This is a genomic window from Micrococcus sp. SL257, assembly GCF_026625585.1.
Classification (GTDB): Bacteria; Actinomycetota; Actinomycetes; order Actinomycetales; family Micrococcaceae; genus Micrococcus; species Micrococcus luteus.
Genome location: NZ_CP113053.1, coordinates 2,038,076 through 2,061,595, shown reverse-complemented (window position 1 = coordinate 2,061,595; position 23,520 = coordinate 2,038,076). Strand labels below are relative to the sequence as shown.

The window sequence follows — 23,520 nt, the reverse complement described above, 5'->3', positions numbered from 1 at the left end:
ACGTGTTCGAAGAATGCGGTAGAGTCCTGCACAGCAGTGCGACGGGGTGATCTCGTGCACAGGCGGGGCCGGCCACGCTTATCGTGTCCGCCGCCCCCCGTAGATTCACGGACATGACCGAGGCGGGCGCTCCAGCGTCCGCGGCAGCACCACCAGAGCTAGGGGTGAAGGATGAGCAAGGTGACGGATCGCGAGAAGGCCCTCGAGGCCGCTCTCGCCCAGATCGACAAGCAGTTCGGCAAGGGTTCCGTCATGCGGCTGGGGGACCAGACCCAGGCACCCGTCGAGGTCATCCCCACGGGCTCGGTGGCCATGGACGTGGCCCTGGGCATCGGCGGCCTGCCGCGCGGCCGCGTGGTGGAGATCTACGGCCCGGAGTCCTCGGGCAAGACCACCCTGGCCCTGCACGCGGTGGCCAACGCGCAGCGCAACGGCGGCATCGCGGCCTTCATCGACGCGGAGCACGCCCTGGACCCGGTCTACGCCCGCCAGCTCGGGGTGGACACGGACGCCCTGCTGGTCAGCCAGCCGGACACCGGCGAGCAGGCCCTGGAGATCATGGACATGCTCGTCTCCTCGGGCACCCTGGACATCGTCGTCATCGACTCCGTGGCCGCGCTGACCCCGCGCGCCGAGATCGAGGGCGAGATGGGCGACTCCCACGTCGGCCTGCAGGCCCGCCTCATGTCCCAGGCGCTGCGCAAGGTGACCGGCCGCCTGCACCAGACCAAGACCACGGCCATCTTCATCAACCAGCTGCGCGAGAAGATCGGCGTGTTCTTCGGCTCCCCGGAGACCACCACGGGCGGCAAGGCGCTCAAGTTCTATGCGTCCGTGCGCATCGACGTCCGCCGCATCGAGACCCTCAAGGAGGCCGGCAACCCCGTCGGCAACCGCACCCGCGTGAAGATCGTCAAGAACAAGATGGCCCCGCCCTTCAAGCAGGCCGAGTTCGACATCCTCTACGGGGTCGGCATCTCCCGCGAGGGCGGCCTGATCGACATGGGTGTCGAGGAGGGCATCGTCAAGAAGTCCGGCGCGTGGTTCACCTATGACGGGGACCAGCTCGGGCAGGGCAAGGAGAACGCCCGTCGCTTCCTCAAGGACAACCCGGACCTCGCCAACGAGATCGAGGAGCGCATCCTCACGAAGCTCGGCATCGGCGTGGCCCCGGAGGCCGAGGACGACGAGGCCCCGGCCCTGACCGCGGTTCCGGGGGACACCGCGGCCGGATGACCCGATCGCGCCGGAACGTCGGAGGCGGGGCCGCCCACCGGTCGGAGACGACCGGCCGGAGCGGCTCCGCTCCCGGTGCGTCCGCGTTCGACGACGCCCGGGACTCGGACGTGGGCCGGATGTGGCTCGATCTGGCCGGCGCACCGGAGCCGACGTCGTCCGACGCGGACGCCACGGAGGCCGCGCGGAACGCCGTGCCCGCGCACGATGCCGGGACCCCCGCGGGGGACGTCCCGGATCCCGCCCCCGGCGTGGCACCGGATCTCGGGGCCCTGCTGACTCGCGCGAGCGACCTGCCCAGCCCCGCGCCCGGCGCCGGGCCCCGGACGCTGCCCTGGTCCGGGCGCGAGGACACCCGGGAGGACACCGAGCGCCGGGGCCGGAAGCGGGCCACCACCACGCCCTCGCGGCGTGGCCGCCCGCGCGACGAGGGCCGCCCGGCCGTGGATCCCCGCCCCGCCGTCGAGACCGACCGCCCCCGACGTCGCCCCGGCCCGGCGCCCCTGCCCACCGCACCGCGTGAGCGCGAGGAGGCCGCACGCGAGGTCGTCCTGCGCCAGCTCGCCCTGGGCCCCCGCTCCCGCGGCCAGCTCGAACGCAAGCTCGCCGAGCGCCAGGCCGAGCCCGAGCTGATCGAGCGCGTCCTCGACCGCTTCGAGGAGGTGCGCCTCGTGGATGACGCCGCCTTCGCCGAGGTCTGGGTCCGCAGCCGTCACCGAAGCAAGGGCCTGGCGCGCCGTGCCCTCGGGCACGAGCTCCAGCAGAAGGGCGTGGACCGGGAGATCGCCGCCGAGGCGCTGGAGGCCATCGACGGCGAGGACGAACGGGCCGCCGCCCTCGACCTCGTGCGCCGACGGCTGCGGGGCCGCACCGTCCCCGGCGGTGCCTCGCCGGAGGCCCGGGCTGAGCGGGACAAGGTGACCCGCCGCCTCGTCGGCATGCTGGGACGCAAGGGCTACGGCGGCGGCCTCGCGTTCGCCGTCGTGAAGGAGGTCCTCGCCGAGCACGAGGAGTGAGCGGATCCGGGCCGCGCCCGGAGTTCCTAGAATGGTGCGGTGACTCTGACGGACCCCACCCCCGCGCACCACCCCGCTCGCGCAGGACGGCGCCGCCGCGCGCCCGCACGAGGGTCTGACCTATGAGGTCCGCACCTTCGGCTGCCAGATGAACGTGCACGACTCCGAGCGCATCTCCGGCCTGCTCGAGTCCACCGGCTACGCCCCGGTCGCCGAGGACGCCCAGGCCGACCTCGTGGTCTTCAACACGTGCGCGGTCCGCGAGAACGCGGACAACCGCCTGTACGGCAACCTCGGCAACCTGCGCGCGGTGAAGGACGCGCACCCGGGCATGCAGATCGCCGTCGGCGGGTGCCTCGCCCAGAAGGACCAGGCCGCCATCCAGCGCAGGGCCCCGTGGGTGGACGTCGTCTTCGGAACCCACAACATCGGCTCCCTGCCCGTGCTGCTGGAGCGCTCGCGCCACAACGCCGAGGCCGAGATCGAGATCCTCGAGTCGCTCGAGGTGTTCCCCTCCACCCTGCCCACCAAGCGCGACTCCACCCACTCCGGCTGGGTGTCCATCTCCGTGGGCTGCAACAACACGTGCACGTTCTGCATCGTCCCGTCGCTGCGCGGCAAGGAGAAGGACCGCCGCCCCGGGGAGATCCTCGCCGAGGTGCAGGCGCTCGTCGACGCCGGCGCCGTCGAGGTCACGCTGCTGGGCCAGAACGTGAACACCTACGGCGTCGAGTTCGGCGACCGCGGCGCGTTCGCCAAGCTGCTGCGCGCGTGCGGGGAGATCGAGGGCCTCGAACGCGTCCGCTTCACCAGCCCCCACCCGGCCGCGTTCACGGACGACGTCATCGACGCGATGGCCGAGACCCCCAACGTCATGCCGCAGCTGCACATGCCCCTGCAGTCGGGCTCGGACAAGGTGCTCAAGGACATGCGCCGCTCCTACCGGTCCGCGAAGTTCCTGCGGATCCTGGAGAAGGTGCGCGAGCGCATCCCGCACGCCGCCATCACCACGGACATCATCGTCGGCTTCCCCGGGGAGACCGAGGAGGACTTCGCCGAGACGATGCGCGTGGTCGAGGCCTCCCGCTTCTCCTCCGCGTTCACCTTCCAGTACTCCATCCGCCCCGGGACCCCCGCCGGGGAGATGGACCACCAGGTGCCCAAGGCCGTCGTCCAGGAGCGCTTCGAGCGCCTCGTGGCCCTGCAGGACCGGATCTCGGCCGAGGAGATGGCCACGCTCGTCGGCACCCGCCAGGAGCTGCTCGTCACCGCCGACTCCGGCTCCAAGGCCGCGGAGCGCGGCCGCCTGTCCGGGCGCGCACCCGACAACCGGCTCGTGCACTTCTCCGTGCCCGCCGGCGCCGAGACCCCCCGCCCCGGCGACTTCGTCACCGTGACGGTCACCGAGGCCCACCCGTTCTTCGCCGTCGCCGACCCGACCGCACAGGACTACGTCCTGCGCCGCTCCCGCGCCGGCGATGCGTGGGACCGCGCCCAGGCCGAATCGTGCGGCGCGCCGGCCCCCGGCACGGCGGGCGGCTCCGGTGCCACGAGCCTCGGCATGCCGACCCTGCGCCCGCGGTCCTGATGCCCGCCGCCGCGGCCCGGCCGCCCGTCGTCGCCGTCGTCGGGGCGACGGCGACGGGCAAGTCCGCCCTCGCCGTCGCCCTGGCGCACGCGCTGGACGGCGAGGTGGTCAACGGGGACGCCCTGCAGTTCTACCGGGGGATGGACGTGGGCACGGCGAAGGTCACCCCGGCTGAACGCGAGGGCGTCCCGCACCATCTGCTGGACGTGCTCGACGTCGGCCAGGAGGCCTCGGTGGCGGCCTTCCAGTCCGCGGCCCGCGACCTGTTCGACCAGATCCGCGCGCGGGGTCGGACCCCGATCCTCGTGGGCGGCTCCGGGCTGTACGTGCGGGCGGCGCTGGACGTGCTCGACTTCCCGCCCACGGACCCGGCGCTGCGGGCCGAGCTGGAGGCGCGCGCGCAGCGGGAGGGCCTGGCCGGGCTGAGGGCCGAGCTGGCCTCCCTGGACCCGGTCTCGGCGGAGCGGCTGCAGGACGCCCGCCGCATCGTGCGCGCGCTGGAGGTGTGCCGGCTGACGGGCCGTCCGTTCTCCGCGTTCATGCCGGAGCGCACGTACGCCCCGGAGGTCGCCCCCGTGGTGCAGCTCGGCCTGCGCCTGGACCGGGCCGAGCTGCACCAGCGGATCGCGGCCCGGGTGGAGCGCATGCTGGCCGAGGGGCTGCTGGACGAGGTCCGCCGCCTCGACGTCCCCGGGCCGGACGGGCTGCGGCAGGGACCGACCGCGTCCCGCGCGATCGGCTACGCCCAGATGCTCGCCGTCCTCGACGGCGAGCTCACCGAGGCGGAGGCGGCCGACCAGACCGTCGTGGCCACGCGCCGGTTCGCCCGCCGCCAGGAGACCTGGTTCCGGGCCGACCCGCGCGTCGTCTGGCTCGACGCGCAGGACGAGGACGTCGTGGCGGAGGCGCTCGCCGTCGTCGCCGGGGACGCCACCTAGATGTTGTGGGTCATGAGGTTCTTGACACGAGGCACGGGCTGAGATGAGACGAGCGGGCTCCGCCCCGCAGGATGGGAATTGCGACATCCACTCATCCGCGGAAGGAAGCCCGCTCGTGACTCACGCTAACGCACCTCTGACCCCCACCGGCCGGCTGCGCATGGTCCACCGCCACCTGAACGACGGGATCCCGCAGTCCCACGTGGCCGCGGAGTTCCGCGTCAGTCGGCCCACGGTGGCCACCTGGGTCGCCCGCTACCGTGCCGAAGGCGAGGCAGGACTGCAAGACCGCTCGAGCCGGCCCCATCGCTCACCTGCCCGGCTCGACCCCGCGATCGTGGCCGAGCTGGAGGCCCTGCGCCGGGCCGAGAAGTGGTCCGCCCGGCGCATCCATCACCATCTGGTCGGCGAGGGCTACCAGGTGTGTCTTCGCACCGTGGGGCGATGGCTGCACCGGGCCGGGATCTCCCGCCTACGGGACCTGACCCCAGCCGGAGAAGACCTCCGCCGGCAGCCGGCCCGGAGGATCACCGCGAGGGGGCCAGGGCACATGGTGCACCTGGACGTGAAGAAGATCGGACGCATCCCTGAAGGGGGAGGCTGGCGCGCCCACGGAAGAGACAGTGAGGCAGGGCGTGCTTCCAAGCGGGGGTCTGGCCAGCGGGTCGGCTACACCTACCTGCACTCGGCGATCGACGGGTTCACCCGCCTGGCGTACACGGAGGCGCTGGAGGATGAGCGGGCGGTGACCACGATCGGGTTCTACTGCCGGGCCCGCGCGTTCTTCGCCGCTCACGGCATCACCGTGGACCGGGTGGTCACGGACAACGGGAACAACTACCGGGCCGTGGACTTCACCCGGAAGGTGGTCTCTCTCGGGGGCCGGCATCACCGGATCCGCCCCTACACCCCGCGCCACAACGGGAAGGTCGAGCGGTACAACCGGCTGATGGTCGACGAGGTCCTCTACGCCCGCCCGTACTCCTCAGAGCGGGCTCGGCGTGAGGCCCTGCAGGTGTGGGTGAATCACTACAACTACCATCGGCCGCATACCTCCTGCGGAGAGGCTCCTCCGGCCTCGTTGGCCCCGGTGCGTGTCAACAACGTCATGCCCTCCTACACCTAGACTGGGCCCATGACCGAGCAGCCCGCGGCGCCCGCCGCCCAGGACCCCCTCCACGCGAGCGCGCCGCGCGTGCCGTTCACGAAGGGCCATGGCACGGGCAACGACTTCGTGCTGATCGCCGACCCGGACGGCAACACGCAGCTCGACGCCCAGCGCGTCGCACGGCTGGCTGACCGGCACCGGGGGATCGGCGCCGACGGCGTCATCCGCGCCGTGCGCTCGGCACGCCTGCCGGAGGGTGAGGCGCTGCTCGCCGAGCACCCCGAGGCCGAGTGGTTCATGGACTACCGCAACGGCGACGGCTCGATCGCCGAGATGTGCGGCAACGGGGTGCGCGTCTTCGTGCACTTCCTGGTCGAGAAGGGCCTCGTGGACCTGGCCCCCGGCCGGGCGATCACCATCGGCACGCGCGCCGGCGTGAAGGCCGTGACCCGGCTCGAGCACGGCTACGCGATCGACATGGGCCCCTGGTCGTACCTCAACCCCGAGCTGGCGGAGGAGGCGGCGTCGGACTCGATGGTCCTCGCCCACGGCCTCACCGATCCGCGTCCGGCGCTGAGCGTCTCGATGGGCAACCCCCACACCGTGGTCCCGCTGGCCTCCTTCGCCGACCTGCAGGGCCTGGACCTGGGCCGCGCCCCCGAGGTGGACCCCGCCCCGCCGCACGGCACGAACGTCGAGTTCGTGGCCGCGCACGAGCCGCTCGTGCGCGAGGGCGTCGGCCGCGTGCGGATGCGCGTGCACGAGCGCGGGGTGGGCGAGACCCAGTCCTGCGGGACGGGTGCGTGCGCGGTGGCCGTGGCGATGCGCGCGTGGTCGGGCGACCAGGGCACCGACTCGTGGCTCGTCGAGGTGCCCGGCGGCGTGCTGGCCGTCGACGTCGTGCCGGGTCCGGAGGGGACCGAGCACGTGGTCCTCTCCGGCCCGGCCGAGCTGGTCTTCGACGGCGAACTCACCGCCTGACCGCTTTCGTTCGGGAAACGGCGGGCCACGGACCGCTGTCGTTCGGGAAACGGCGCCTCAGCGCGCCCGCGCCACCCGCAGGATCCGGAAGCCCTTGACGCTGTCCGCCCGCTCCGCGGTGAACCGGCTGGGCGCGCGCTCCTCGAGCATCCGGCCGATCCACGGCAGCAGCGAGTCCGCGCCGAGGTTCTTCTGCACCACCAGCCAGGCCTCGCCGCCGGGGGCCAGGCGCGGCAGCCACCGCTCCAGCAGGGCGTGCAGCGCCGGCTTGCCGATCCGGATGGGCGGGTTGGACCAGATGAGGTCGAACTCCGCGCCCTCGGGGACGTCCTCCGGCCGCAGTGCCACGAGATTGTCGAGACCCAGCGCCGCGGCGTTGTCGCGGGTCAGCTGCAGGGAGCGGTCGTTGACCTCGACGGCGGTCACCTCCGCCTCGGGCGACCGCAGCGCCAGCGTGAGGGCGATCGGTCCCCAGCCCGCGCCGACGTCGAGGAACCGGCCCCTCGCCGGCGGCGCGGGCACGGCCGAGAACAGGGCCGCGGTGCCCTTGTCCAGACCGTCCGGGGAGAAGATCCCGTTGGCCGTCTGGACCTCGACGTCGCGGCCGGCCAGGCGTGTCCGCACGGTGCGCCGCCGCTCGGGCGCGGAGGGGTCGGCGTCGAAGTAGTGGGATGCGGAGCTCACGGCGACCATGGTAGCCAGCGGGTCGTGGCGGCCCTCAGCCCGATGCCGGCCCGGCCAGGTCCGCGAGGATCGCGCGCACTGCGTCGCGCCCGGCGCGGTTGGCCCCGACCGTGGACTGGGAGGGCCCGTAGCCGAGCAGGAACAGGCGCGGCTCGTCCAGGGCGCGCCCGCCCGCCACGCGGATGCCGCCGGCGGGCGTGCGCAGCCGCAGCGGAGCGAGGTGCCGGATCGCCGGCCGGAAGCCGGTGGCCCAGAGGATCACGTCCGCCGGTTCGAACGAGCCGTCGGGCATCCGCACCCCGTCCGGCTCGACGGCCATGAACATGGGGTGGCGCACCAGCACGCCTCGCGTCTCGGCCTCGCGTACCCAGGACGAGCGGTGCATCCCGGTCGCCCCGACCACGGAGCCCGGCGGCAGGCCCGCACGGGTCCGTTCGTCCACCCCGCGCACCGACTCGGCCAGGGCGCCGGGCGCGGCCGAGTCCTGCCACTGCGGCTCGCGGCGGGTCACCCACAGGGTGTCCGCGACCGTGGAGATCTCGGCCAGCAGCTGCGTCGCCGAGACGCCCATGCCCACGATCACCACCCGCTGCCCGGCGAACTCGTCCTTGGACACGTAGTCACGGGTGTGCAGCTGCCGGCCGCGGAACGAGCGCATCCCGGGCACCGAGGGCCACCGCGGGGACGTCCAGGTGCCGGTCGCGTTGACCACGAAGTCCGCCCGCCACGTGCCCGGCGCCCCGTCCGTGCGGACGAAGAACCCGCGCGCACGTCCCGGCTCGCCGATCCGCTCGACGCGCCTCACACGCACGGGCCGCCGGATCGGCAGGGCGAACCGTGCCTCGTAATCGGCGAAGTAGGCCGGCAGCAGGGTGTTGGCGTGCGCGGCCGGGTCGGCCGGCGGCACCGGGTCGCCGGGCAGCTCGTGGATGTGGTTGACGGTGGCCATCGTGAGCGAGTCCCAGCGGTGCTGCCACGCGCCGCCCGGGGCGGTCTCCGCGTCGAGCACCACGAACGTGCCGGGGGCGTCGTCGGGGACGCCGGCGGCGCCGTCGTCGTTCGGACCCAGCCCCACGAAACCGCGGCGGCGCAGGTGGTAGGCGGCGGACAGCCCCGCCTGGCCCGCGCCGATCACGACGACGGTCGCCCGGCCCGTCCGGCCGGGCCGCGGCGGGGCGGGGGAGGGGGACGCGGTCATGCCCGCAGGATACGTGCGCGTCGTCAGCGGACCGGGCGCCGGGGCCCCTGTCGCCCACACGCGCCGCCCGGTACACTCGACGCCCATGTGGATCTTCCTGCGCTGACGCCCCCGCGTCACTGCCCGCCCCCGCCCCCTCGCGCGCCCGCCTCGGATGAGGCCGTCGAGCGCGCCCCGGCACCTGATGGAGATCCCACCATGGACGATGTGGTCCGTCCCTGCACGCCCGCCGACGAGACCTCGTGGCTGCGGTGCCGCGTGCTCACCTTCCCCATGCCGACGGAGCCGCCGCGAGATCGTCGCAGCGCGGCGCCGACCTCCGCCTAACCGGCCGTGCGCGTCACCCGCCACGTCCGCCCCCTGCGGACAGCCGCCTAACGCGTCCGCCGACCCCTCTACCCTGAGACGATCGGGTCGCCCGACCGCGGCGGCCCAGAGGAGACCATGACTGAGAAGAACCAGCACACCCCCGGCCCCCAGGGCGCCCACGGCTCCGAGGACGAGATCCAGGCCGTGATCGACCGCATCCTGGCCGCCGATGACGCTCGCCGCGCCTCCGAGCGCGAGGCGACCGGGCGCGGCTCCGCGGACAGTGTGGTCGCGGACCACGAGGACGCCCCCGACGCCGGCACCCCGGACCGCTCCGGCGCGCTCGCGGGCCGTGCACTCGCCCTGGACGAGGGCGAGGACGGGCACACGGACGCCGACGGTGACCAGGACGAGCTCGCCGCGCGCCACTCCCTCAAGCGCGTGCAGGGTCTGTCCACCGAGCTCGAGGACATGACCGAGGTCGAGTACCGCCAGCTGCGCCTGGAGCGCGTGGTGCTGGCGGGCGTCTGGACCGAGGGCTCCGCGGAGGATGCGGAGAACTCCCTGCGGGAGCTCGCCGCGCTCGCCGAGACCGCGGGCTCGGAGGTGCTCGACGGCGTCATCCAGCGCCGCGCCACCCCGGACCCGGCCACGTTCCTCGGCAAGGGCAAGGCGCAGGAGCTCGCCGAGATCGTGGCGCTCTCCGGTGCGGACACCGTGGTGGTGGACTCCGAGCTCGCCCCGTCTCAGCGTCGCGCGCTGGAGGACGTGGTGCGGGTGAAGGTGATCGACCGGACCGCGCTGATCCTGGACATCTTCGCCCAGCACGCGAGCTCGCGTGAGGGCCGCGCCCAGGTCGAGCTCGCGCAGCTCGAGTACCTGCTGCCGCGCCTGCGCGGCTGGGGCGAGTCCATGTCCCGGCAGGCCGGCGGCCGTGCCGCCGCCGGCGAGGGCATCGGCTCCCGTGGACCCGGTGAGACCAAGATCGAGCTGGACCGCCGCCGCATCCGCACCCGCATGGCGAAGCTGCGCCGGGACATCGCCGGGATGAAGCCGGCCCGGGAGGCCAAGCGCGCCAACCGTCGTCGCAACCGGGTGCCGTCCGTGGCGATCGCCGGGTACACCAACGCCGGGAAGTCGTCCCTGCTCAACCGCCTCACCCACGCCGGGGTGCTCGTGGAGAACGCCCTGTTCGCCACGCTGGACCCCACCGTGCGCAAGGCCATGACGCCGGACGGCATCGGCTACACCCTCTCGGACACGGTCGGCTTCGTGCGGAACCTGCCCACGCAGCTGGTCGAGGCGTTCCGCTCCACCCTCGAGGAGGTCGCGGAAGCGGACGTCATCCTGCACGTCGTGGACGGCTCGCACCCGGACCCCGAGGGCCAGATCGCCGCGGTGCGCTCCGTGTTCGCGGAGGTGCACGCGCACCGGATCCCCGAGATCATCGTGCTGAACAAGGCGGACGCCGCGGACCCGGCCGTCATCGCCCGGATCCGGGCCAAGGAGCCCCACGCCGTGGTGGTCTCGGCGCGCACCGGCGAGGGCATCGACGAGCTCGAGCGCGCCATCGCGGCCACCATCCCGCGGCCGGACGTGCGGCTCGAACTGCTGATCCCGTTCACCCGGGGTGAGCTGGTCTCCCGCCTCCACTCGGCGGACGCGGAGATCCTGGCCGAGGGCTACGAGGAGGGCGGCACCCGCCTGTCCGTGCTGGTCCGTGAGGACATCGCGCCGGACTTCGCCGAGTTCGTCGTGGAGGCGGACGCGTTGTGAGCGGCGGGGCGGAGGAAGTCGGGGCAGGCGGCGCGCAGCCCCGCACGGAGCACGAGCGCGAGGCACTGCGCCTGCTGGACGCCGCGGTGCAGGCCACCGGCGGCCAGCACCGCGCGGGCCAGCGGGAGATGGTGCTGCAGGTGGCGCGCGCCCTCGAGTCGCGCCGCCACCTGCTCGTGCAGGCCGGCACCGGCACCGGCAAGTCCCTGGCCTACCTGATCCCCGCGATCCAGCACGCGATGACGCAGGAGGACCCCGTCGTCGTCGCCACGGCCACGCTCGCCCTGCAGGCCCAGATCATGAAGCGGGACGCCCCCCGGCTGGTCGAGGCGCTCAAGGACGAGCTGCCTCGCGAGCCCGTCGTCGCCCTGGTCAAGGGCCGCTCCAACTACCTCTGTCGCCACAAGGTGGACGGCGGCTACCCCGGGGATGAGGGCGAGGAGGCCCTCTTCACGGTCGCCGACGACGGCGGGGTGATCGGCTCCGCCACGGACGGCGCCGCCGGGCCCTCCTCCCTGTTGGGCAAGGAGGTCATGTACCTGCGGGCGTGGGCGGACCAGACCGAGACCGGGGACCGCGACGACCTCGAGGTCCCCGTCACCGACCGCGCGTGGCGGCAGGTCTCCGTCACCGCGGTCGACTGCCTCGGCGCGTCCCGCTGCCCCCAGGCCGAGGAGTGCTTCTCCGAGCGTGCCCGCGCGGACGCGGCGGACGCGGACGTCGTGGTCACCAACCACGCGATGCTCGCCATCAGCGCCTTCGAGGGCCTCGCGGTGCTGCCGGCGTACTCGGCCGTCGTCGTGGACGAGGCCCACGAGCTGCAGGACCGGGTGACCGGTGCGGTCACCGGGCAGCTGTCCGGGTCGATCGTGCACGGCGCGGCCACCTCGCTGCGCCGCCACACCACCGTGGCCGTGGAGGACCTGATCGAGGCCGGGGCGGCCCTGGACCGCGCGTTCACGGACACTCCGTCCGGTCTGATCGCCGCGGGCCCGGACGAGGTCCAGGAGCAGGCCCTCACCGGCGTCCTCACGGCCGCGCGCCAGTGCCTGTCCGACCTCGGCCAGGACAAGGACAAGGAGGCCGACGCCGACGGCGGACGGCAGATGGCGCGCTCGCGGATCCTCGAGGTCCTCGAGGTGGTGGAGCGCATGCTCGCGGCCCGGCCCGAGGCCGACTTCCCCGAGGTGCTGTGGGCCACCCGCCCCGGCCACTTCGAGCCCGGCGTGGGCTGGCAGCCGGGGGACGAGACCGACCCGCCCCAGCTCTACGTGGCCCCGCTCTCGGTGGCCGGCAAGCTGCGGGAGGGCCTGTTCGGCAAGGCGACGACGGTGCTCACCTCCGCCACGCTCACCGTGGGCTCGGGGGAGCGCCGGTTCGACTCGGTGGCCGGCGACGTGGGCCTGGCCGGCCCGGACGCCCCGAAGTTCGAGGCCCTCGACGTCGGCAGCCCCTTCGACTACCCGCGTCAGGGGGTGCTCTACGTGGCCCGGCACCTGCCCCGGCCCGGCCGGACGGCCTCGCCCGAGTCCCTGGATGAGCTCGAGGCGCTCCTGAGGGCGTCGCGGGGCGGGGCCCTCGGCCTGTTCTCCTCGCGCCGGGCGGCCGAGGACGCCGCCGCCGAGATGCGCCGTCGGCTCGGGCCGAAGACCACGATCCTGTGCCAGGGGGACGCGACCCTCTCCGCCCTCGTGCGCCAGTTCTCCGAGGAGCCGGACACGTCCCTGTTCGGGACCATGAGCCTGTGGCAGGGCGTGGACGTGCCGGGGAACTCGCTGCGGCTCGTGGTGATCGACCGCATCCCGTTCCCGCGGCCGGACGACCCGCTCTCCCAGGCCCGCACCCGGGACGTCGCCCGGCACGGCGGCAACGGGTTCATGCGGATCTCCGCCACGCATGCGGCCGTGCGCATGGCCCAGGGCGCCGGGCGCCTCGTGCGCTCCGTGACGGACCGCGGCGTGGTGGCCGTGCTGGACCCCCGCCTGGCCACCGAGCGGTACGGCGGCTACATCACGAGCGCCCTGCCGGACTTCTGGCGCACCACGGACCGCGACGTCGTCCGCGGGGTGCTGGCACGGCTCGCCTCGGGCGATTGACCTCGCTCGGCCTCGGGCCGTCGGCCCGGCCGGAGGGAGCGGGTCAGAGCGAACGCAGGACCGTGACGACCCGCCCCATCACGGTGGCGTGATCGCCGAGGATGGGCTCGTAGGCCGTGTTCTGGGGGAGGAGCCAGGTGTGCCCGTCGCGGCGGCGGAAGGTCTTCACGGTGGCCTCGTCGTCGAGGAGGGCCGCGACGATGTCGCCATTCTCCGCCGTGTCCTGCCGGCGCACCACCACCCAGTCGCCGTCGCAGATCGCGGCGTCCACCATCGAGTCGCCCGTGACGCGCAGCATGAACAGCTCGCCCTCGCCCGTGAGGCGTCGCGGGATCGCCATGACGTCCTCGACCTGCTGCTCAGCCAGGACCGGGCCGCCCGCCGCGATGCGGCCGACCCAGGGGACCGGCACGCTGTCCGCCTCGTCTGCGCCGGTGTGCCACGCGGGGATCGCGGAGACCCGCGACGACGGCGCAGCGGTGGGGGAGGCGGCCTCGCCCAGCGGGGTGCCGTCCACGTCGAGCAGCACCTCGAGGGCACGCGGGCGTCCGGGGTCGCGCCGGATGTAGCCGTGCCGCTCGAGACGGCCCAGCTGGTGCGTGACGGAGGAGAGCGAGGCCAGGCCCGCGGCGTCGCCGATCTCGCGCATGGAGGGCGGGTAGCCGTGGTCGGCGATCGCGTCCCGGATGGTCTGCACGATCCGCCGCTGGCGGTCGGTGAGCGGCGCGCGCGCCGCCGGCTGATCGTCGGTGGTGCTCATGGCTGCCGTCCGTTCTCCCGGGGTGATGGTGGCCGGACTCGTGTTCCGGCGTCCGGCTGCCGTCCGGACGCTTACCGTGTCCGCCCCCGCTGGTTGCCTGTGTCTTGGCGGTCCCGGGGCGTTCCGGGGCGTCCGTGCATGGCCTCGAGCCTAGAGGAGAGCCGCCTCTCCTTCAAAGATATGTTCGATCTCGTCGTGGCATGTCTCGAACACCTGTGCTAGAAAGGCATTCGAACGGATTCGAACACATGTTCGATCACCTGGAGGGCATCCGCCCCGGAGGAGGACACCATGACGCTCACCACCGCCCAGTTCGCCGGCTCGCCCGCGACGGCGCGGCCGCGTCCGGCCACCATCCGTCTGACCCGCCGCGGCCGCCTCGTGCTGCGGGGGATCCCCGTGATCGCCGCGGCCGTGGCCGCCACGCTGGCGGCCGCCTTCTTCCTGGGTGTGCTGCTGTCGCCCGCCGCGGTGTCCGCGGACACCGCGGGGCCCGCCACCCAGTCCGTCACGGTCATGCCCGGGGACAGCCTGTGGACCATCGCCACCACGGTGGCTCCGGAGGCGGACGTCTACGAGGTGATCGCCACGATCGACGAGCTCAACGGGCTCGAGGGCCGGGCCCCCGCGCCGGGCGAGGAGCTGTTCGTCCCGGCCACGCGGTGACGCACGGCGGGCCTCGCCCTCCACGCTTCCTAGACTGGCGGCCATGACCGACCTCAGCTCTCTGCCCCTGCGTGAGAACCTCCGCGGCCTGAGCCCCTACGGCGCCCCCCAGCTGGACGTGCCGTACATGCTCAACACCAACGAGAACACGCATCCGGTGCCGGAGGAGGTCGCCGCCGCCATCGCCGAGCGGGTCGCGGCCGTCGCCGGGGGGCTGAACCGCTACCCGGACCGCGAGTTCACGGGGCTGCGACGTGCGCTCGCCGGCTACCTCGGCCACGGCCTCACGGCGGACCACGTGTGGGCCGGCAACGGCTCCAACGAGATCCTGCAGCAGATCCTCCAGGCCTTCGGCGGCCCCGGGCGGACACTGCTGAGCTTCCTGCCCTCGTACTCCATGTACCCGCTGCTGGCCGGCGGCACGGACACCGTGTTCGTGGACGGCGGCCGTGCCGAAGACCACACCCTCAGCGCCGAGCACGCGGCGGCCATGGTGCGGGAGCACCGTCCGCACGTCGTCTTCCTGGCCTCGCCCAACAACCCGACGGGCACCGCCCTGGACCTGGCGACCATCGAGGCCGTGTACGCCGCGCAGGCGCAGAACGAGGCCGCCGGCGGGCCCGGCGCCATGGTCGTCGTGGACGAGGCCTACGCGGAGTTCGCCCTCGCCGGCACCCGCTCCGCCCTCACCCTCCTGCCCGGCCGTGAGCGGCTGATCGTCACGCGCACCATGTCCAAGGCGTTCGCCCTGGCCGGCGCGCGCCTGGGCTACCTGGCCGCGGACCCCGCCGTCGCCGACGCCCTGCGCCTGGTGCGCCTGCCGTACCACCTCTCCGCGGTCACGCAGGCCACGGCGGAGGCCGCCCTCGATCACGTGGACGCGCTGCTGCGCACCGTGGAGGACATCAAGGCCCAGCGCGACCGCATCGTCTCCACCCTGCGCGGCCTGGGACTGAGGCCCTCGGTGTCCGACTCGAACTTCGTCTTCTTCGGTCACCTCGAGGACGCGTCCGACGTGTGGCGCCGCCTGCTCGACCGCGGCGTCCTCGTGCGGGACGTCGGCATCCCGCACCACCTGCGCGTCACCGCCGGCACCGAGGCGGAGACGACGGCGTTCCTCACCGCTCTCGCGGAGGTCCTCGGCGAGACCGGGGACCGGTCCTGAGGCGTCACCGGAGTCTCGGCGTCCGCCCGGCTCCCTAGGATAGGGACAGCGCGCGCGGCGCCCCGGCCCGCCGGCACCGGCCGCGCGCACCCGCATCCCCCCGCACCCGTCCCGGACCGGTGCGGACCCAGCCCGAGGAGGACCCGTGGCAGCCGAGTTGATCTCCGGACGCCGTGCGCGCATGACGCGCACCACGAGCGAGTCGGACGTGTACGTCGAGATGGATCTGGACGGCACCGGCCGCGCTGAGATCTCCACCACCGTGCCGTTCTACGACCACATGCTCACCGCGCTGTCCCGGCACTCCCAGATCGACCTGACGGTCCGTGCCACCGGGGACACGCACATCGACGTGCACCACACGGTCGAGGACGTCGCCATTACCCTGGGCGAGGTGCTCAAGACCGCGCTCGGGGACAAGTCCGGCATCCGCCGCTTCGGCGAGGCGTCCGTGCCGCTGGACGAGGCGCTGGCGCGCGCCGTCGTCGACGTCTCCGGCCGGCCGTACCTCGTGCACGAGGGCGAGCCCGAGGGCCAGCAGTACCACCTCATCGGCGGGCACTTCACCGGTTCCATGACCCGCCATGTGTTCGAGTCGATCACGTACCACGCGGCGATCTGCCTCCACATGGACGTCGTGCGAGGCCGGGATCCGCACCACATCGTCGAGGCGCAGTTCAAGGCCTTCGCCCGCGCCCTGCGCGCCGCCGTCGAGGACGACCCCCGCATGACCGGCGTGCCCTCCACCAAGGGCGCCCTCTGATGGCCCGCCCCACCACCGTCCCCGGCGTGCGGCCGCGCGTCGCCGTCCTGGACTACGGCTCGGGCAACGTGCACTCGGCGCTGCGTGCCGTGGAGCGGGCCGGCGCGGAGGTCGAGCTCACGCGCGATCCGCAGGCCGTGCAGGAGGCCGACGGGCTGCTCGTGCCCGGCGTCGGGGCGTACGCGTCCGTGATGCGGGCACTGACCGAGGTCGGCGGCACCCGCTGGATCGGCCGCCGCGTGGCCGGGGGCCGACCCGTCCTCGGCATCTGCGTGGGCCACCAGATCCTCTTCGACGCCGGCGTCGAGCACGGCGAGCGCACCGCAGGCATGGGGGAGTGGCCGGGTGTCGTCGCCGAGCTGCCCGCCGAGGTCCTGCCCCACATGGGCTGGAACACCGTCCGGCCGCCCGAGGGCAGCGCCCTCTTCGCGGGCATCGAGGACGAGCGGTTCTACTTCGTCCACTCCTACGGCGTGCTCGAATGGGAGTTCGACCAGACGATCTCCGCCATGCGTCCGCCCCAGGTCACCTGGGCGCACCACGGCGCGGACTTCATCGCCGCCGTGGAGAACGGCCCCCTGTCGGCCACGCAGTTCCACCCCGAGAAGTCCGGGGACGCCGGGCTGCAGCTGCTGCGCAACTGGCTGGAGACCCTCTGATGCCCTACTGGTCCGTCCTCTACCTCGCCCTCGGCGGGCTGCTGCTCGGCGCCGCCTGGTCCATGCGCACGCAGAAGGCGCCGCTGTGGGCCATCGTGATCGTCCTCGTGCTGGCCGGCATGGCCATCGCCGCCTCCTTCCTGACCGTCGGCGCCTGACCGCGCCGGCCGCCCCACCCGAGAGGAACCCCATGACCCCGAACGCCCCCGCCCTCGAGCTGCTGCCCGCCGTCGACGTCCAGGACGGCCAGGCCGTCCGCCTCGTCCAGGGCGAGGCCGGCAGCGCCACCTCGTACGGCGACCCGGTCACCGCCGCCCTGGACTGGCAGCGCGCCGGCGCGGAGTGGATCCACCTCGTGGACCTGGACGCGGCCTTCGGTCGCGGTGACAACCGCGAGGTCATGCGCCGTGTGGTGGAGGAGATCGGCGTGAAGATCGAGCTGTCCGGCGGCATCCGCGACGACGCCTCGCTCGAGAACGCCCTCGAGATGGGTGCGGCGCGCGTGAACCTGGGCACCGCCGCCCTCGAGGACCCGGACTGGACCGCGCGCGTCATCGAGCGCTTCGGCGACCGGGTGGCCGTGGGCCTCGACGTGCGCGGCACCACGCTCGCCGCCCGCGGCTGGACCAAGGAGGGCGGCGACCTCTGGGAGGTGCTCGCCCGCCTCGAGGATGCCGGCTGCGCCCGCTACGTGGTCACCGACGTCACGAAGGACGGCACGCTCAAGGGGCCGAACACGGAGCTGCTCGCCCAGGTCTGCGCGAAGACCGCGAAGCCGGTCGTCGCCTCGGGCGGCATCTCCTCCCTCGAGGACGTTGCCGCGCTCGCGGCCATGACCGGCCAGGGCGTCGAGGGCGCGATCATGGGCAAGGCGCTGTACGCCGGCCGCTTCAGCCTGGAGCAGGCGCTGGCCGTCGCCGGCGGCGCCACGGTGGAGCAGGCGCGCTCCGAGCAGCCCGGCCCGGTCGCCCCGTGACGGGCTCGCACGACGACGGCGGCCTGGCCCGCGGCGACGGGCTCGGTCCGATCGACGAGACGGTCGCGGTGCCGCATCCGGCGGCCCGGGAGCTGCCGGGGCACATCCGGGCCGCACTCGACCGCATGCGGGAGAAGACCGCGGGCGAGAACACCGCGGACACCGCGGGCATCCCGTGGCAGGGCCGCGACCTCTCCGGCCCCGGCGTGGACGGCTCCGCGAACCCGTTGCACGTGTTCGACGAGGACGACGGCACCAGCCCGGCCGAGTGGACCGCCGTCATGGCGGCCCTGACGGACGGCTCCGCCGGTGAGCGGGAGGTGACGGAGGTGCTCGCGCGCATCCGCGTGTTCGCCGCCGTCGTGCCCACCCTCGCCGGGGACGAGGACGACGTCCACGACCACGCCGACCACACCGGCCACGAGCACGACGTCGCGGCGCACGGGGACAAGGCCGCGGACGTGGCCCTCGTGACCATGCGCGCGCCGGACGGCCGGCAGGCGCTGCCGGTGTTCACGAACGTGCCCGCGCTGACGGCGTGGAACCCGGTCGCCCGACCCGTGGCCGTGTGGCTGCCGCGTGCCTGCCTGTCCGCCGTGGACGAGGGCTGTGAGCTCGTCGTCATCGACGCCGGCGCCGAGCACACGTACGTGGTGCGACGCCCGGCCGTGTGGTCGCTCGCCCAGCAGAGGGAGTGGACCCCCGCCTATCGGGACCAGGAGATCGCGGACGAGATCGCCGAGATCGCCGACCTGGTCCCGAACCTGTTGAACCTGGGCCTCGCACCCGGGTCGGGGGTGGCCACACACACGGGTTCCGGCGCGGTGATGAACGGAGGCGGGGCCGGGCCCGAGCTGCAGATCGTCGCGATGCCCACCCGGGACGCCGACGCGGCCGGGGTGCGCCTGATGACGGCCACGCTCAAGACCCTCCTGGCAGACCTGCCGCTGCTGGCCGAGCGGGCCGACTCCGTGGAGATCACGGTCCGCCGACCCTGATCGGTCGCCCGGCCTGTCCGGTACCGTTGAGGGGGAGGGGAGGGCCCGTGGTGGCCCCACCCCATCCTGGAGGCCGTGCGCCGCGCGCCGGCCCCATGCCTCCCATCCTCCGAGGAGTACCCATGAGAACCAGAACCTTGACCGGCGTCGCCACCGCGGCGCTGGGCGCGGTGGTGGTGGCCGGTGCCGGCCCCGCCCTCGCGCAGACCACGCTCACCCAGGGCTCGGCGATCACCGCGCCGGCCGGGGCGTGCAGCCTGACCATCGTCGACGACGCCACCGCCTACACCGCGGCCCACTGTGGTGCGGGCCAGTGGCAGATCGGCTCGACCGTCCGCGACGCTGACGGCACCGCGATCGGCACCGTCTCGGCACTGCCCGGCGATTCGGGCGTGGACGCGGTCCGCGTGGCCCTGGCCGACGACGTCGACGTCGTGGGCGACTGGTCCACGCGGCCGGCCTCGTCCATCGGTGTGGGCGAGACCGTCTACACCCACGGCTCGTCCGTGCCGCTGGGCGCGCCGAACACCGTGTCCCACACGCAGACCTTCGAGGCCGCCACGGTCTGCGACGACGCGTACGCGGATCAGGTTGCCCTCGACACCGCCTCGACCTACGCCGGCGACTCGGGCGGGGCCGTCTATGACGCCCAGCAGCGGGTGGTCGGGGTCATCTCGGGCATCGCCCCGGTGACCTTCGACGCCGAGGGCAACGTGGTGGGCTGCGACGCCCAGGCGATGTCCTCGATCATGGTCCCGGTCGAGTCCCTCGACGCGCTGGACGCCTCCGCGGCGCCCGCCGCCGAGACCGCCGCGGCCGCGGAGACCGCTCCGGCCGCCGAGACCGCCCCGGCGATCGCCGACGTCGCGGGCCCCGTGGCCGACGAGGACCTGCCCACCGGCGGCGAGCCTGCCGTGGACGAGTCCGAGCTGACCGAGTTCACCCCGGCCGAGGAGGAGGCCATCGCGGCCGAGCTCAAGGCCCGCGCCGAGACCGCCGCGGAGGAGGCCGCCGAGGCGGCCCCCGCTGCTGAGGCCCCGGCCGCTGAGGCCGCCGCGCCGGGCGTGACCGACGTCGTGGCCGCGCCCGCCGAGGGTGTCGACTACGGCACCCAGGTGGTCGCGCAGACGGATCAGGGCGGCTTCGCCTCCGTCACCGTCACGGCCTACGACGCCGACGGCACGGTCCTCGGCCAGGACGGCCTGGACCTCACCGGCGAGTACCGCGCCTGGCTGCCCGTGCCGGCCGAGGTGCCCGCGGGCGGCTCCGTGGTGGTCACCGTGGTCGACGCCGCCGGCGCCGCCACGGACGCCACCGTGACCCTGGGCGGTCAGCTGGTCGGCTGATCGATTCCGCCCCGAACGACACGACGAGGCCCGGTGATCCCGCACGGATCACCGGGCCTCGTCACGTCCCGGGGCGGCCCCGGCCAGGTGGGGACGCGGTCAGCACAGCCCCTCGAGCCGCCGCCCCAGGCGGGAGAAGATCCGGGTGAGGGACTCCGCCTCGCCCGGCGCCAGGTCGCCGAGGAAGAGCTCGTCCACCTGCCGGGCGTGCTCGATCGCGGCGCGCCGGAAGGCGGACCGGCCCTCGTCGGTGAGGACGGCCTCGAAGCCCCGCCGGTCACAGGCCACCGGGCGGCGGTCGATCAGGCCGCGGGCCACGAGCGTCTTCACCTGGTAGGTGATGCGCGACGGGGAGAAGACCATCCGGGACGCCAGCTCTCCCAGCCGGAGCCGGCCCTCGGGGGACTCGTAGAGGAGCAGCAGCAGGTTGTAGTCGGCCAGCGACATGCCGCAGTCCTGCTTCAGGCGGCGCTCCACCACCTCCGTGAGCATCTGGGTGGCCTCGAAGTAGGCGCGCCAGGCGCGCTTGGGCGGGTCCACCGGGCGGTGCGCCTCCGATGCGGAGCCGAACCAGCCGCCGTCGGGCTCCGCCGGCGCCGCGTCCTGCGCGGCGGGCTCAGGGGCCGGGGTTGAGGAGCTGCTCAAAGGGGGTCACCTCCAGGTCGATGTCCGCGGGCGCGGCGGCGCGTGCCCGCGGGGGGCGGCTCAGGGTGATCTCGGCCAGGTCGCGTCCGGCGGCCCGGATGCGGGACTGCAGCGGGTCGGTCCGCATCGAGGCCTGCACGCCGGCCGCCTCGCCCCAGTCGTCCGAGGCCGCGAAGACCGCGGTCGGCACGATGCGGGCCTTGAGGTAGGCGAACAGCGGCCGCATGGCGGTGTCGATCATGAGCGAGTGGCGGGCGGTGCCGCCGGTGGCGCCGAGGAGCACGGGCACCCCGACGACGGACGTGGGCTCCGCGAGGTCCCAGAAGGACTTGAACAGGCCCGAGTAGGAGGCCTTGTACGTGGGCGAGACCGCGATGACGGCGTCGGCCTGGGCGACCTCGTCCAGGGCGGCGCGCAGGGCCGGGGAGATGGCGAAGGTCACCAGGGCCTGCGCGATGTCCACGGCGAGCTCCCGCAGCGTGATCAGGTGGATCTGCGGGACCACGCCGTGCTCGGAGAGCGCCGCCGAGGCGGACTCCGCCATGCGTTCGGCGAGCATGCGGGTCTGGGACGGGTCCCCGGACCCGCCGGAGACCACGGCGAGGTGCCGGGCCTGCGGCGTGAACGGGGCGGAGGCATCGACGGCGCCGGGGGTGGTCACTGCGCGGCACCGCCCTTCGCGGCATCGGCGGTGGCGCGCTGCTCGGCGGCCGCCGCGCGGTCGAGCTGGGCCGGCGATCCCTCCTTGCCGCCGGGCACGGGAGCCTCGCCGCGGCGGGCGCGTGCCACGAGGAACTCGTGGGTCGGGGCCGCCGGGACGTCGTCCGGCTTCAGAGCGTCGAACTCCTTGCGCAGCACGGGCAGGACCTCCTCGCCGAAGAGGTCGATCTGCCGCAGGACGGTGTCCGTGGGCAGGCCGGCGTGGTCGATGAGGAACATCTGGCGCTGGTAGTCGCCCACCCAGTCGCGGAACGTGAGCGTGCGCTCGATGACCTGCTGCGGCGAGCCGACCGTCAGGGGCGTCATCCTCGAGAAGTCCTCGAGGGAGGGGCCGTGGCCGTAGACCGGCGCGTTGTCGAAGTAGGGGCGGAACTCCGCCACGGCGTCCTGCGACTTCTTCGCCATGTAGGCCTGGCCGCCCAGGGCCACGTACGCCTGATGGGCCTTGCCGTGGCCGTAGTACTCGTAGCGCTGGCGGTACAGGCGCACCATCTGGATGACGTGCTCCTTGTTCCAGAAGATGTTGTTGTGGAAGTAGCCGTCGCCGTAGTAGGCGGCCTGCTCGGCGATCTCGGGGGAGCGGATGGAGCCGTGCCACACGAAGGGGGCGACGCCGTCCAGGGGCTGCGGGGTGAGGGTGAAGTCCTGCAGCGGGGTGCGGTGGTTGCCGCTCCAGTCCACGGTCTCCTCGTGCCACAGGCGGTAGAGGAGGTTGTAGTTCTCCACGGCGAGCTGGATGCCCTGGCGGATGTCCTTGCCGAACCACGGGTACACGGGGCCGGTGTTGCCGCGGCCCATCGTCAGGTCCACGCGGCCGTCGGCGAGGTGCTGCAGGTATGCGTAGTCCTCGGCCAGACGCACCGGGTCCATGGTGGTGATCAGGGTCGTCGCCGTGGAGAGCTGGAGGGTCTCGGTCTGCGCGGCCAGGTAGGCCAGCAGCGTGGGCGGGTTGCCCGGGGCCACGAAGGGCGGGTTGTGGTGCTGGCCGGTCGCGAACACCTCGAAGCCCGCCTGCTCGGCGTGGCGGGCGATCTTGACGGTGTCCTTGATCCGCTGATGCTCGGTGGGGGCGGTCCCGTTCGTCGGATCGGCGGTGATGTCGCCGATCGTGAAGACGCCGAACTGCATGGTGTGCTCCTCAGTGTGCCCGGGGGCGGGTCTCACGGTGCCGGCCGCGCCGTCGCCGTGTTCTTCAAAAATGAACTATACCGCACAACGAGCCGCCCCGTCCTGAATATTCCGCAGGGCCCGACACGGCAGACTGGTCCCATGAGCCCCGCCTTCGACGCCGGTCGCCTCGCCCACACTGACGTCCTCACCCTGCAGCAGGTGACGAGCTTGCTGTCCAACGACATCCAGGTGACGGACCCGGACGGGCGCACCGTCGTCTCGGTGGTCACTACGGGCGGGGGCCTGGGCCGAATGCTGATGGGGAACCGCAGCTTCGACGTGGTCGACGGTGACGACGGCCGCGTGCTCTTCCGCCTCGCCGACCCGGCCACGTTCGGCCGCGACCGCTTCGCGATCCTGGACGCCGACGGGCTGCCCTTCGCCAACCTCGTCCGCCAGATCGCGTTCCTGCGGACGTCCGTGAACGTCGAGGTCGTGGACGGCACGTGCTTCGCGGTGACCGGCGACCTGTGGGACCACGACTACGCCATGACCGTGGGCCAGCAGCCGATCGCCCGCGTGACCGCGCGGTTCGGAGGCGTCATGAACGCCCTGGCCGGGCGCTCGCGGTACGAGATGCGCCTGGACCCCGGCATGCCGCCCGTGGTGCGCTGCGCCGTGCTCGGCACGGCCATCGCCCTCGACCTGATCCGGGCCAAGGACCGGCGCAGCAACGGCTGAGTCCGCCGAGCGCGCGGCCGTCTCGACGGCGCCTCCGGGGC

The 23,520-nt window shown here is 73.6% G+C and carries 23 protein-coding genes; 17 read left to right on the top strand and 6 right to left on the bottom strand.

The window, feature by feature from the left end; translation table 11 throughout:
- Positions 1-171: 171 nt before the first annotated feature.
- The 6 genes from recA to dapF all read left to right on the top strand — a co-directional run bounded on the left by recA (position 172) and on the right by dapF (position 6,867).
- Positions 172-1,236, top strand: a complete 1,065-nt coding sequence (gene recA, locus OVA32_RS09540; protein WP_041104259.1) for a recombinase RecA — start codon at positions 172-174, stop codon at positions 1,234-1,236.
- 119 nt (positions 1,237-1,355) lie between these two features.
- Positions 1,356-2,252: a regulatory protein RecX gene (locus OVA32_RS09535; protein ID WP_231862033.1), complete on the top strand. Its 897-nt coding sequence runs from the start codon at positions 1,356-1,358 to the stop codon at positions 2,250-2,252.
- Between the two features lie 148 nt (positions 2,253-2,400).
- Positions 2,401-3,840, top strand: coding sequence for a tRNA (N6-isopentenyl adenosine(37)-C2)-methylthiotransferase MiaB (gene miaB, locus OVA32_RS09530; RefSeq protein WP_239074780.1), 1,440 nt, complete (start codon positions 2,401-2,403; stop codon positions 3,838-3,840).
- Positions 3,840-4,778 (top strand): tRNA (adenosine(37)-N6)-dimethylallyltransferase MiaA, encoded by a 939-nt coding sequence (gene miaA, locus OVA32_RS09525; protein WP_101967224.1) that lies wholly within the window; start codon positions 3,840-3,842, stop codon positions 4,776-4,778. Before miaB ends, miaA begins: the two co-directional genes overlap by 1 nt.
- A 115-nt stretch (positions 4,779-4,893) precedes the next feature.
- Entirely contained in the window at positions 4,894-5,904 is a 1,011-nt protein-coding gene (locus OVA32_RS09520) for an IS481 family transposase (RefSeq protein WP_101967147.1), read from the top strand.
- Between the two features lie 9 nt (positions 5,905-5,913).
- Positions 5,914-6,867 carry a diaminopimelate epimerase gene (gene dapF / locus OVA32_RS09515; RefSeq protein ID WP_044658590.1) on the top strand — a complete coding sequence of 318 codons (954 nt, stop codon included), beginning with the start codon at positions 5,914-5,916 and terminating at the stop codon, positions 6,865-6,867.
- A gap of 57 nt (positions 6,868-6,924) precedes the next feature.
- Here dapF and OVA32_RS09510 read toward each other — a convergent pair whose 3' ends face one another.
- Positions 6,925-7,560 carry a class I SAM-dependent methyltransferase gene (locus tag OVA32_RS09510; protein WP_020628156.1) on the bottom strand — a complete coding sequence of 212 codons (636 nt, stop codon included), beginning with the start codon at positions 7,558-7,560 and terminating at the stop codon, positions 6,925-6,927.
- Between the two features lie 25 nt (positions 7,561-7,585).
- Positions 7,586-8,749, bottom strand: coding sequence for an NAD(P)-binding domain-containing protein (locus OVA32_RS09505; RefSeq protein ID WP_036315046.1), 1,164 nt, complete (start codon positions 8,747-8,749; stop codon positions 7,586-7,588).
- Positions 8,750-9,193: 444 nt separating this feature from the next.
- Between OVA32_RS09505 and hflX the strand changes: the two genes are divergently transcribed.
- Positions 9,194-10,834 (top strand): GTPase HflX, encoded by a 1,641-nt coding sequence (gene hflX, locus OVA32_RS09500; RefSeq protein WP_101967148.1) that lies wholly within the window; start codon positions 9,194-9,196, stop codon positions 10,832-10,834.
- Positions 10,831-12,930, top strand: coding sequence for an ATP-dependent DNA helicase (locus OVA32_RS09495; protein WP_036383346.1), 2,100 nt, complete (start codon positions 10,831-10,833; stop codon positions 12,928-12,930). Before hflX ends, OVA32_RS09495 begins: the two co-directional genes overlap by 4 nt.
- Positions 12,931-12,973: 43 nt before the next feature.
- Here OVA32_RS09495 and lexA read toward each other — a convergent pair whose 3' ends face one another.
- On the bottom strand, positions 12,974-13,690 hold the full coding sequence (gene lexA, locus OVA32_RS09490) for a transcriptional repressor LexA (RefSeq protein WP_020628152.1): 717 nt from the start codon (positions 13,688-13,690) through the stop codon (positions 12,974-12,976).
- A 291-nt stretch (positions 13,691-13,981) separates the two neighbouring features.
- On the opposite strand from lexA, the gene OVA32_RS09485 reads away from it, so the two are divergent.
- The 8 genes from OVA32_RS09485 (at position 13,982) to OVA32_RS09450 (ending at position 20,263) form a co-directional block, all read left to right on the top strand.
- Positions 13,982-14,356, top strand: coding sequence for a LysM peptidoglycan-binding domain-containing protein (locus tag OVA32_RS09485; RefSeq protein WP_020628151.1), 375 nt, complete (start codon positions 13,982-13,984; stop codon positions 14,354-14,356).
- A 43-nt stretch (positions 14,357-14,399) separates the two neighbouring features.
- Positions 14,400-15,521 (top strand): histidinol-phosphate transaminase, encoded by a 1,122-nt coding sequence (locus tag OVA32_RS09480; protein ID WP_060973582.1) that lies wholly within the window; start codon positions 14,400-14,402, stop codon positions 15,519-15,521.
- A 181-nt stretch (positions 15,522-15,702) separates the two neighbouring features.
- Positions 15,703-16,284 (top strand): imidazoleglycerol-phosphate dehydratase HisB, encoded by a 582-nt coding sequence (gene hisB, locus OVA32_RS09475; protein WP_152743305.1) that lies wholly within the window; start codon positions 15,703-15,705, stop codon positions 16,282-16,284.
- A complete protein-coding gene (gene hisH, locus OVA32_RS09470) occupies positions 16,284-16,943 on the top strand; it encodes an imidazole glycerol phosphate synthase subunit HisH (protein ID WP_004167703.1) in 660 nt (219 codons plus the stop codon). The genes hisB and hisH overlap by 1 nt, the downstream gene beginning before the upstream one ends.
- Positions 16,943-17,101, top strand: a complete 159-nt coding sequence (locus tag OVA32_RS09465) for a hypothetical protein (RefSeq protein WP_004167696.1) — start codon at positions 16,943-16,945, stop codon at positions 17,099-17,101. Before hisH ends, OVA32_RS09465 begins: the two co-directional genes overlap by 1 nt.
- A gap of 32 nt (positions 17,102-17,133) precedes the next feature.
- Positions 17,134-17,919, top strand: a complete 786-nt coding sequence (gene priA / locus OVA32_RS09460; RefSeq protein ID WP_020628149.1) for a bifunctional 1-(5-phosphoribosyl)-5-((5-phosphoribosylamino)methylideneamino)imidazole-4-carboxamide isomerase/phosphoribosylanthranilate isomerase PriA — start codon at positions 17,134-17,136, stop codon at positions 17,917-17,919.
- Positions 17,916-18,917 (top strand): SseB family protein, encoded by a 1,002-nt coding sequence (locus OVA32_RS09455; RefSeq protein ID WP_060973580.1) that lies wholly within the window; start codon positions 17,916-17,918, stop codon positions 18,915-18,917. Before priA ends, OVA32_RS09455 begins: the two co-directional genes overlap by 4 nt.
- A 122-nt stretch (positions 18,918-19,039) precedes the next feature.
- On the top strand, positions 19,040-20,263 hold the full coding sequence (locus tag OVA32_RS09450) for a trypsin-like serine protease (RefSeq protein WP_230956192.1): 1,224 nt from the start codon (positions 19,040-19,042) through the stop codon (positions 20,261-20,263).
- A 99-nt stretch (positions 20,264-20,362) separates the two neighbouring features.
- Here the strand turns inward: OVA32_RS09450 and OVA32_RS09445 are convergent, their stop codons facing one another.
- The 3 genes from OVA32_RS09445 to OVA32_RS09435 are packed head-to-tail and all read right to left on the bottom strand — an operon-like array spanning position 20,363 to position 22,756.
- On the bottom strand, positions 20,363-20,908 hold the full coding sequence (locus OVA32_RS09445) for a MarR family winged helix-turn-helix transcriptional regulator (RefSeq protein WP_020628146.1): 546 nt from the start codon (positions 20,906-20,908) through the stop codon (positions 20,363-20,365).
- Positions 20,880-21,569: an FMN reductase gene (locus tag OVA32_RS09440; protein ID WP_060973578.1), complete on the bottom strand. Its 690-nt coding sequence runs from the start codon at positions 21,567-21,569 to the stop codon at positions 20,880-20,882. Before OVA32_RS09440 ends, OVA32_RS09445 begins: the two co-directional genes overlap by 29 nt.
- The gene (locus tag OVA32_RS09435; protein WP_060973577.1) at positions 21,566-22,756 is read right to left on the bottom strand and encodes an LLM class flavin-dependent oxidoreductase; all 1,191 of its coding nucleotides are present in this window, start codon (positions 22,754-22,756) and stop codon (positions 21,566-21,568) included. The genes OVA32_RS09440 and OVA32_RS09435 overlap by 4 nt, the downstream gene beginning before the upstream one ends.
- Before the next feature lie 141 nt (positions 22,757-22,897).
- Here OVA32_RS09435 and OVA32_RS09430 point away from each other — a divergent pair, with 141 nt between their 5' ends.
- Positions 22,898-23,479 (top strand): LURP-one-related/scramblase family protein, encoded by a 582-nt coding sequence (locus OVA32_RS09430; RefSeq protein WP_060973576.1) that lies wholly within the window; start codon positions 22,898-22,900, stop codon positions 23,477-23,479.
- Positions 23,480-23,520: the final 41 nt, after the last annotated feature.

Bases quoted from the DNA above. Each gene is read 5' to 3' on its own strand.
- OVA32_RS09485 (WP_020628151.1), top strand. From the start codon at position 13,982: ATGACGCTCACCACCGCCCAGTTCGCCGGCTCGCCCGCGACGGCGCGG.
- priA (WP_020628149.1), top strand. From the start codon at position 17,134: ATGACCCCGAACGCCCCCGCCCTCGAGCTGCTGCCCGCCGTCGACGTC.
- OVA32_RS09510 (WP_020628156.1), bottom strand. From the start codon at position 7,560: ATGGTCGCCGTGAGCTCCGCATCCCACTACTTCGACGCCGACCCCTCC.
- OVA32_RS09430 (WP_060973576.1), top strand. From the start codon at position 22,898: ATGAGCCCCGCCTTCGACGCCGGTCGCCTCGCCCACACTGACGTCCTC.
- hisB (WP_152743305.1), top strand. From the start codon at position 15,703: ATGACGCGCACCACGAGCGAGTCGGACGTGTACGTCGAGATGGATCTG.
- OVA32_RS09480 (WP_060973582.1), top strand. From the start codon at position 14,400: ATGACCGACCTCAGCTCTCTGCCCCTGCGTGAGAACCTCCGCGGCCTG.
- dapF (WP_044658590.1), top strand. From the start codon at position 5,914: ATGACCGAGCAGCCCGCGGCGCCCGCCGCCCAGGACCCCCTCCACGCG.
- OVA32_RS09535 (WP_231862033.1), top strand. From the start codon at position 1,356: ATGTGGCTCGATCTGGCCGGCGCACCGGAGCCGACGTCGTCCGACGCG.
- OVA32_RS09465 (WP_004167696.1), top strand. From the start codon at position 16,943: ATGCCCTACTGGTCCGTCCTCTACCTCGCCCTCGGCGGGCTGCTGCTC.
- lexA (WP_020628152.1), bottom strand. From the start codon at position 13,690: ATGAGCACCACCGACGATCAGCCGGCGGCGCGCGCGCCGCTCACCGAC.
- OVA32_RS09435 (WP_060973577.1), bottom strand. From the start codon at position 22,756: ATGCAGTTCGGCGTCTTCACGATCGGCGACATCACCGCCGATCCGACG.
- OVA32_RS09505 (WP_036315046.1), bottom strand. From the start codon at position 8,749: ATGACCGCGTCCCCCTCCCCCGCCCCGCCGCGGCCCGGCCGGACGGGC.
- hisH (WP_004167703.1), top strand. From the start codon at position 16,284: ATGGCCCGCCCCACCACCGTCCCCGGCGTGCGGCCGCGCGTCGCCGTC.
- hflX (WP_101967148.1), top strand. From the start codon at position 9,194: ATGACTGAGAAGAACCAGCACACCCCCGGCCCCCAGGGCGCCCACGGC.
- OVA32_RS09450 (WP_230956192.1), top strand. From the start codon at position 19,040: ATGAGAACCAGAACCTTGACCGGCGTCGCCACCGCGGCGCTGGGCGCG.
- miaA (WP_101967224.1), top strand. From the start codon at position 3,840: ATGCCCGCCGCCGCGGCCCGGCCGCCCGTCGTCGCCGTCGTCGGGGCG.
- miaB (WP_239074780.1), top strand. From the start codon at position 2,401: ATGAACGTGCACGACTCCGAGCGCATCTCCGGCCTGCTCGAGTCCACC.
- recA (WP_041104259.1), top strand. From the start codon at position 172: ATGAGCAAGGTGACGGATCGCGAGAAGGCCCTCGAGGCCGCTCTCGCC.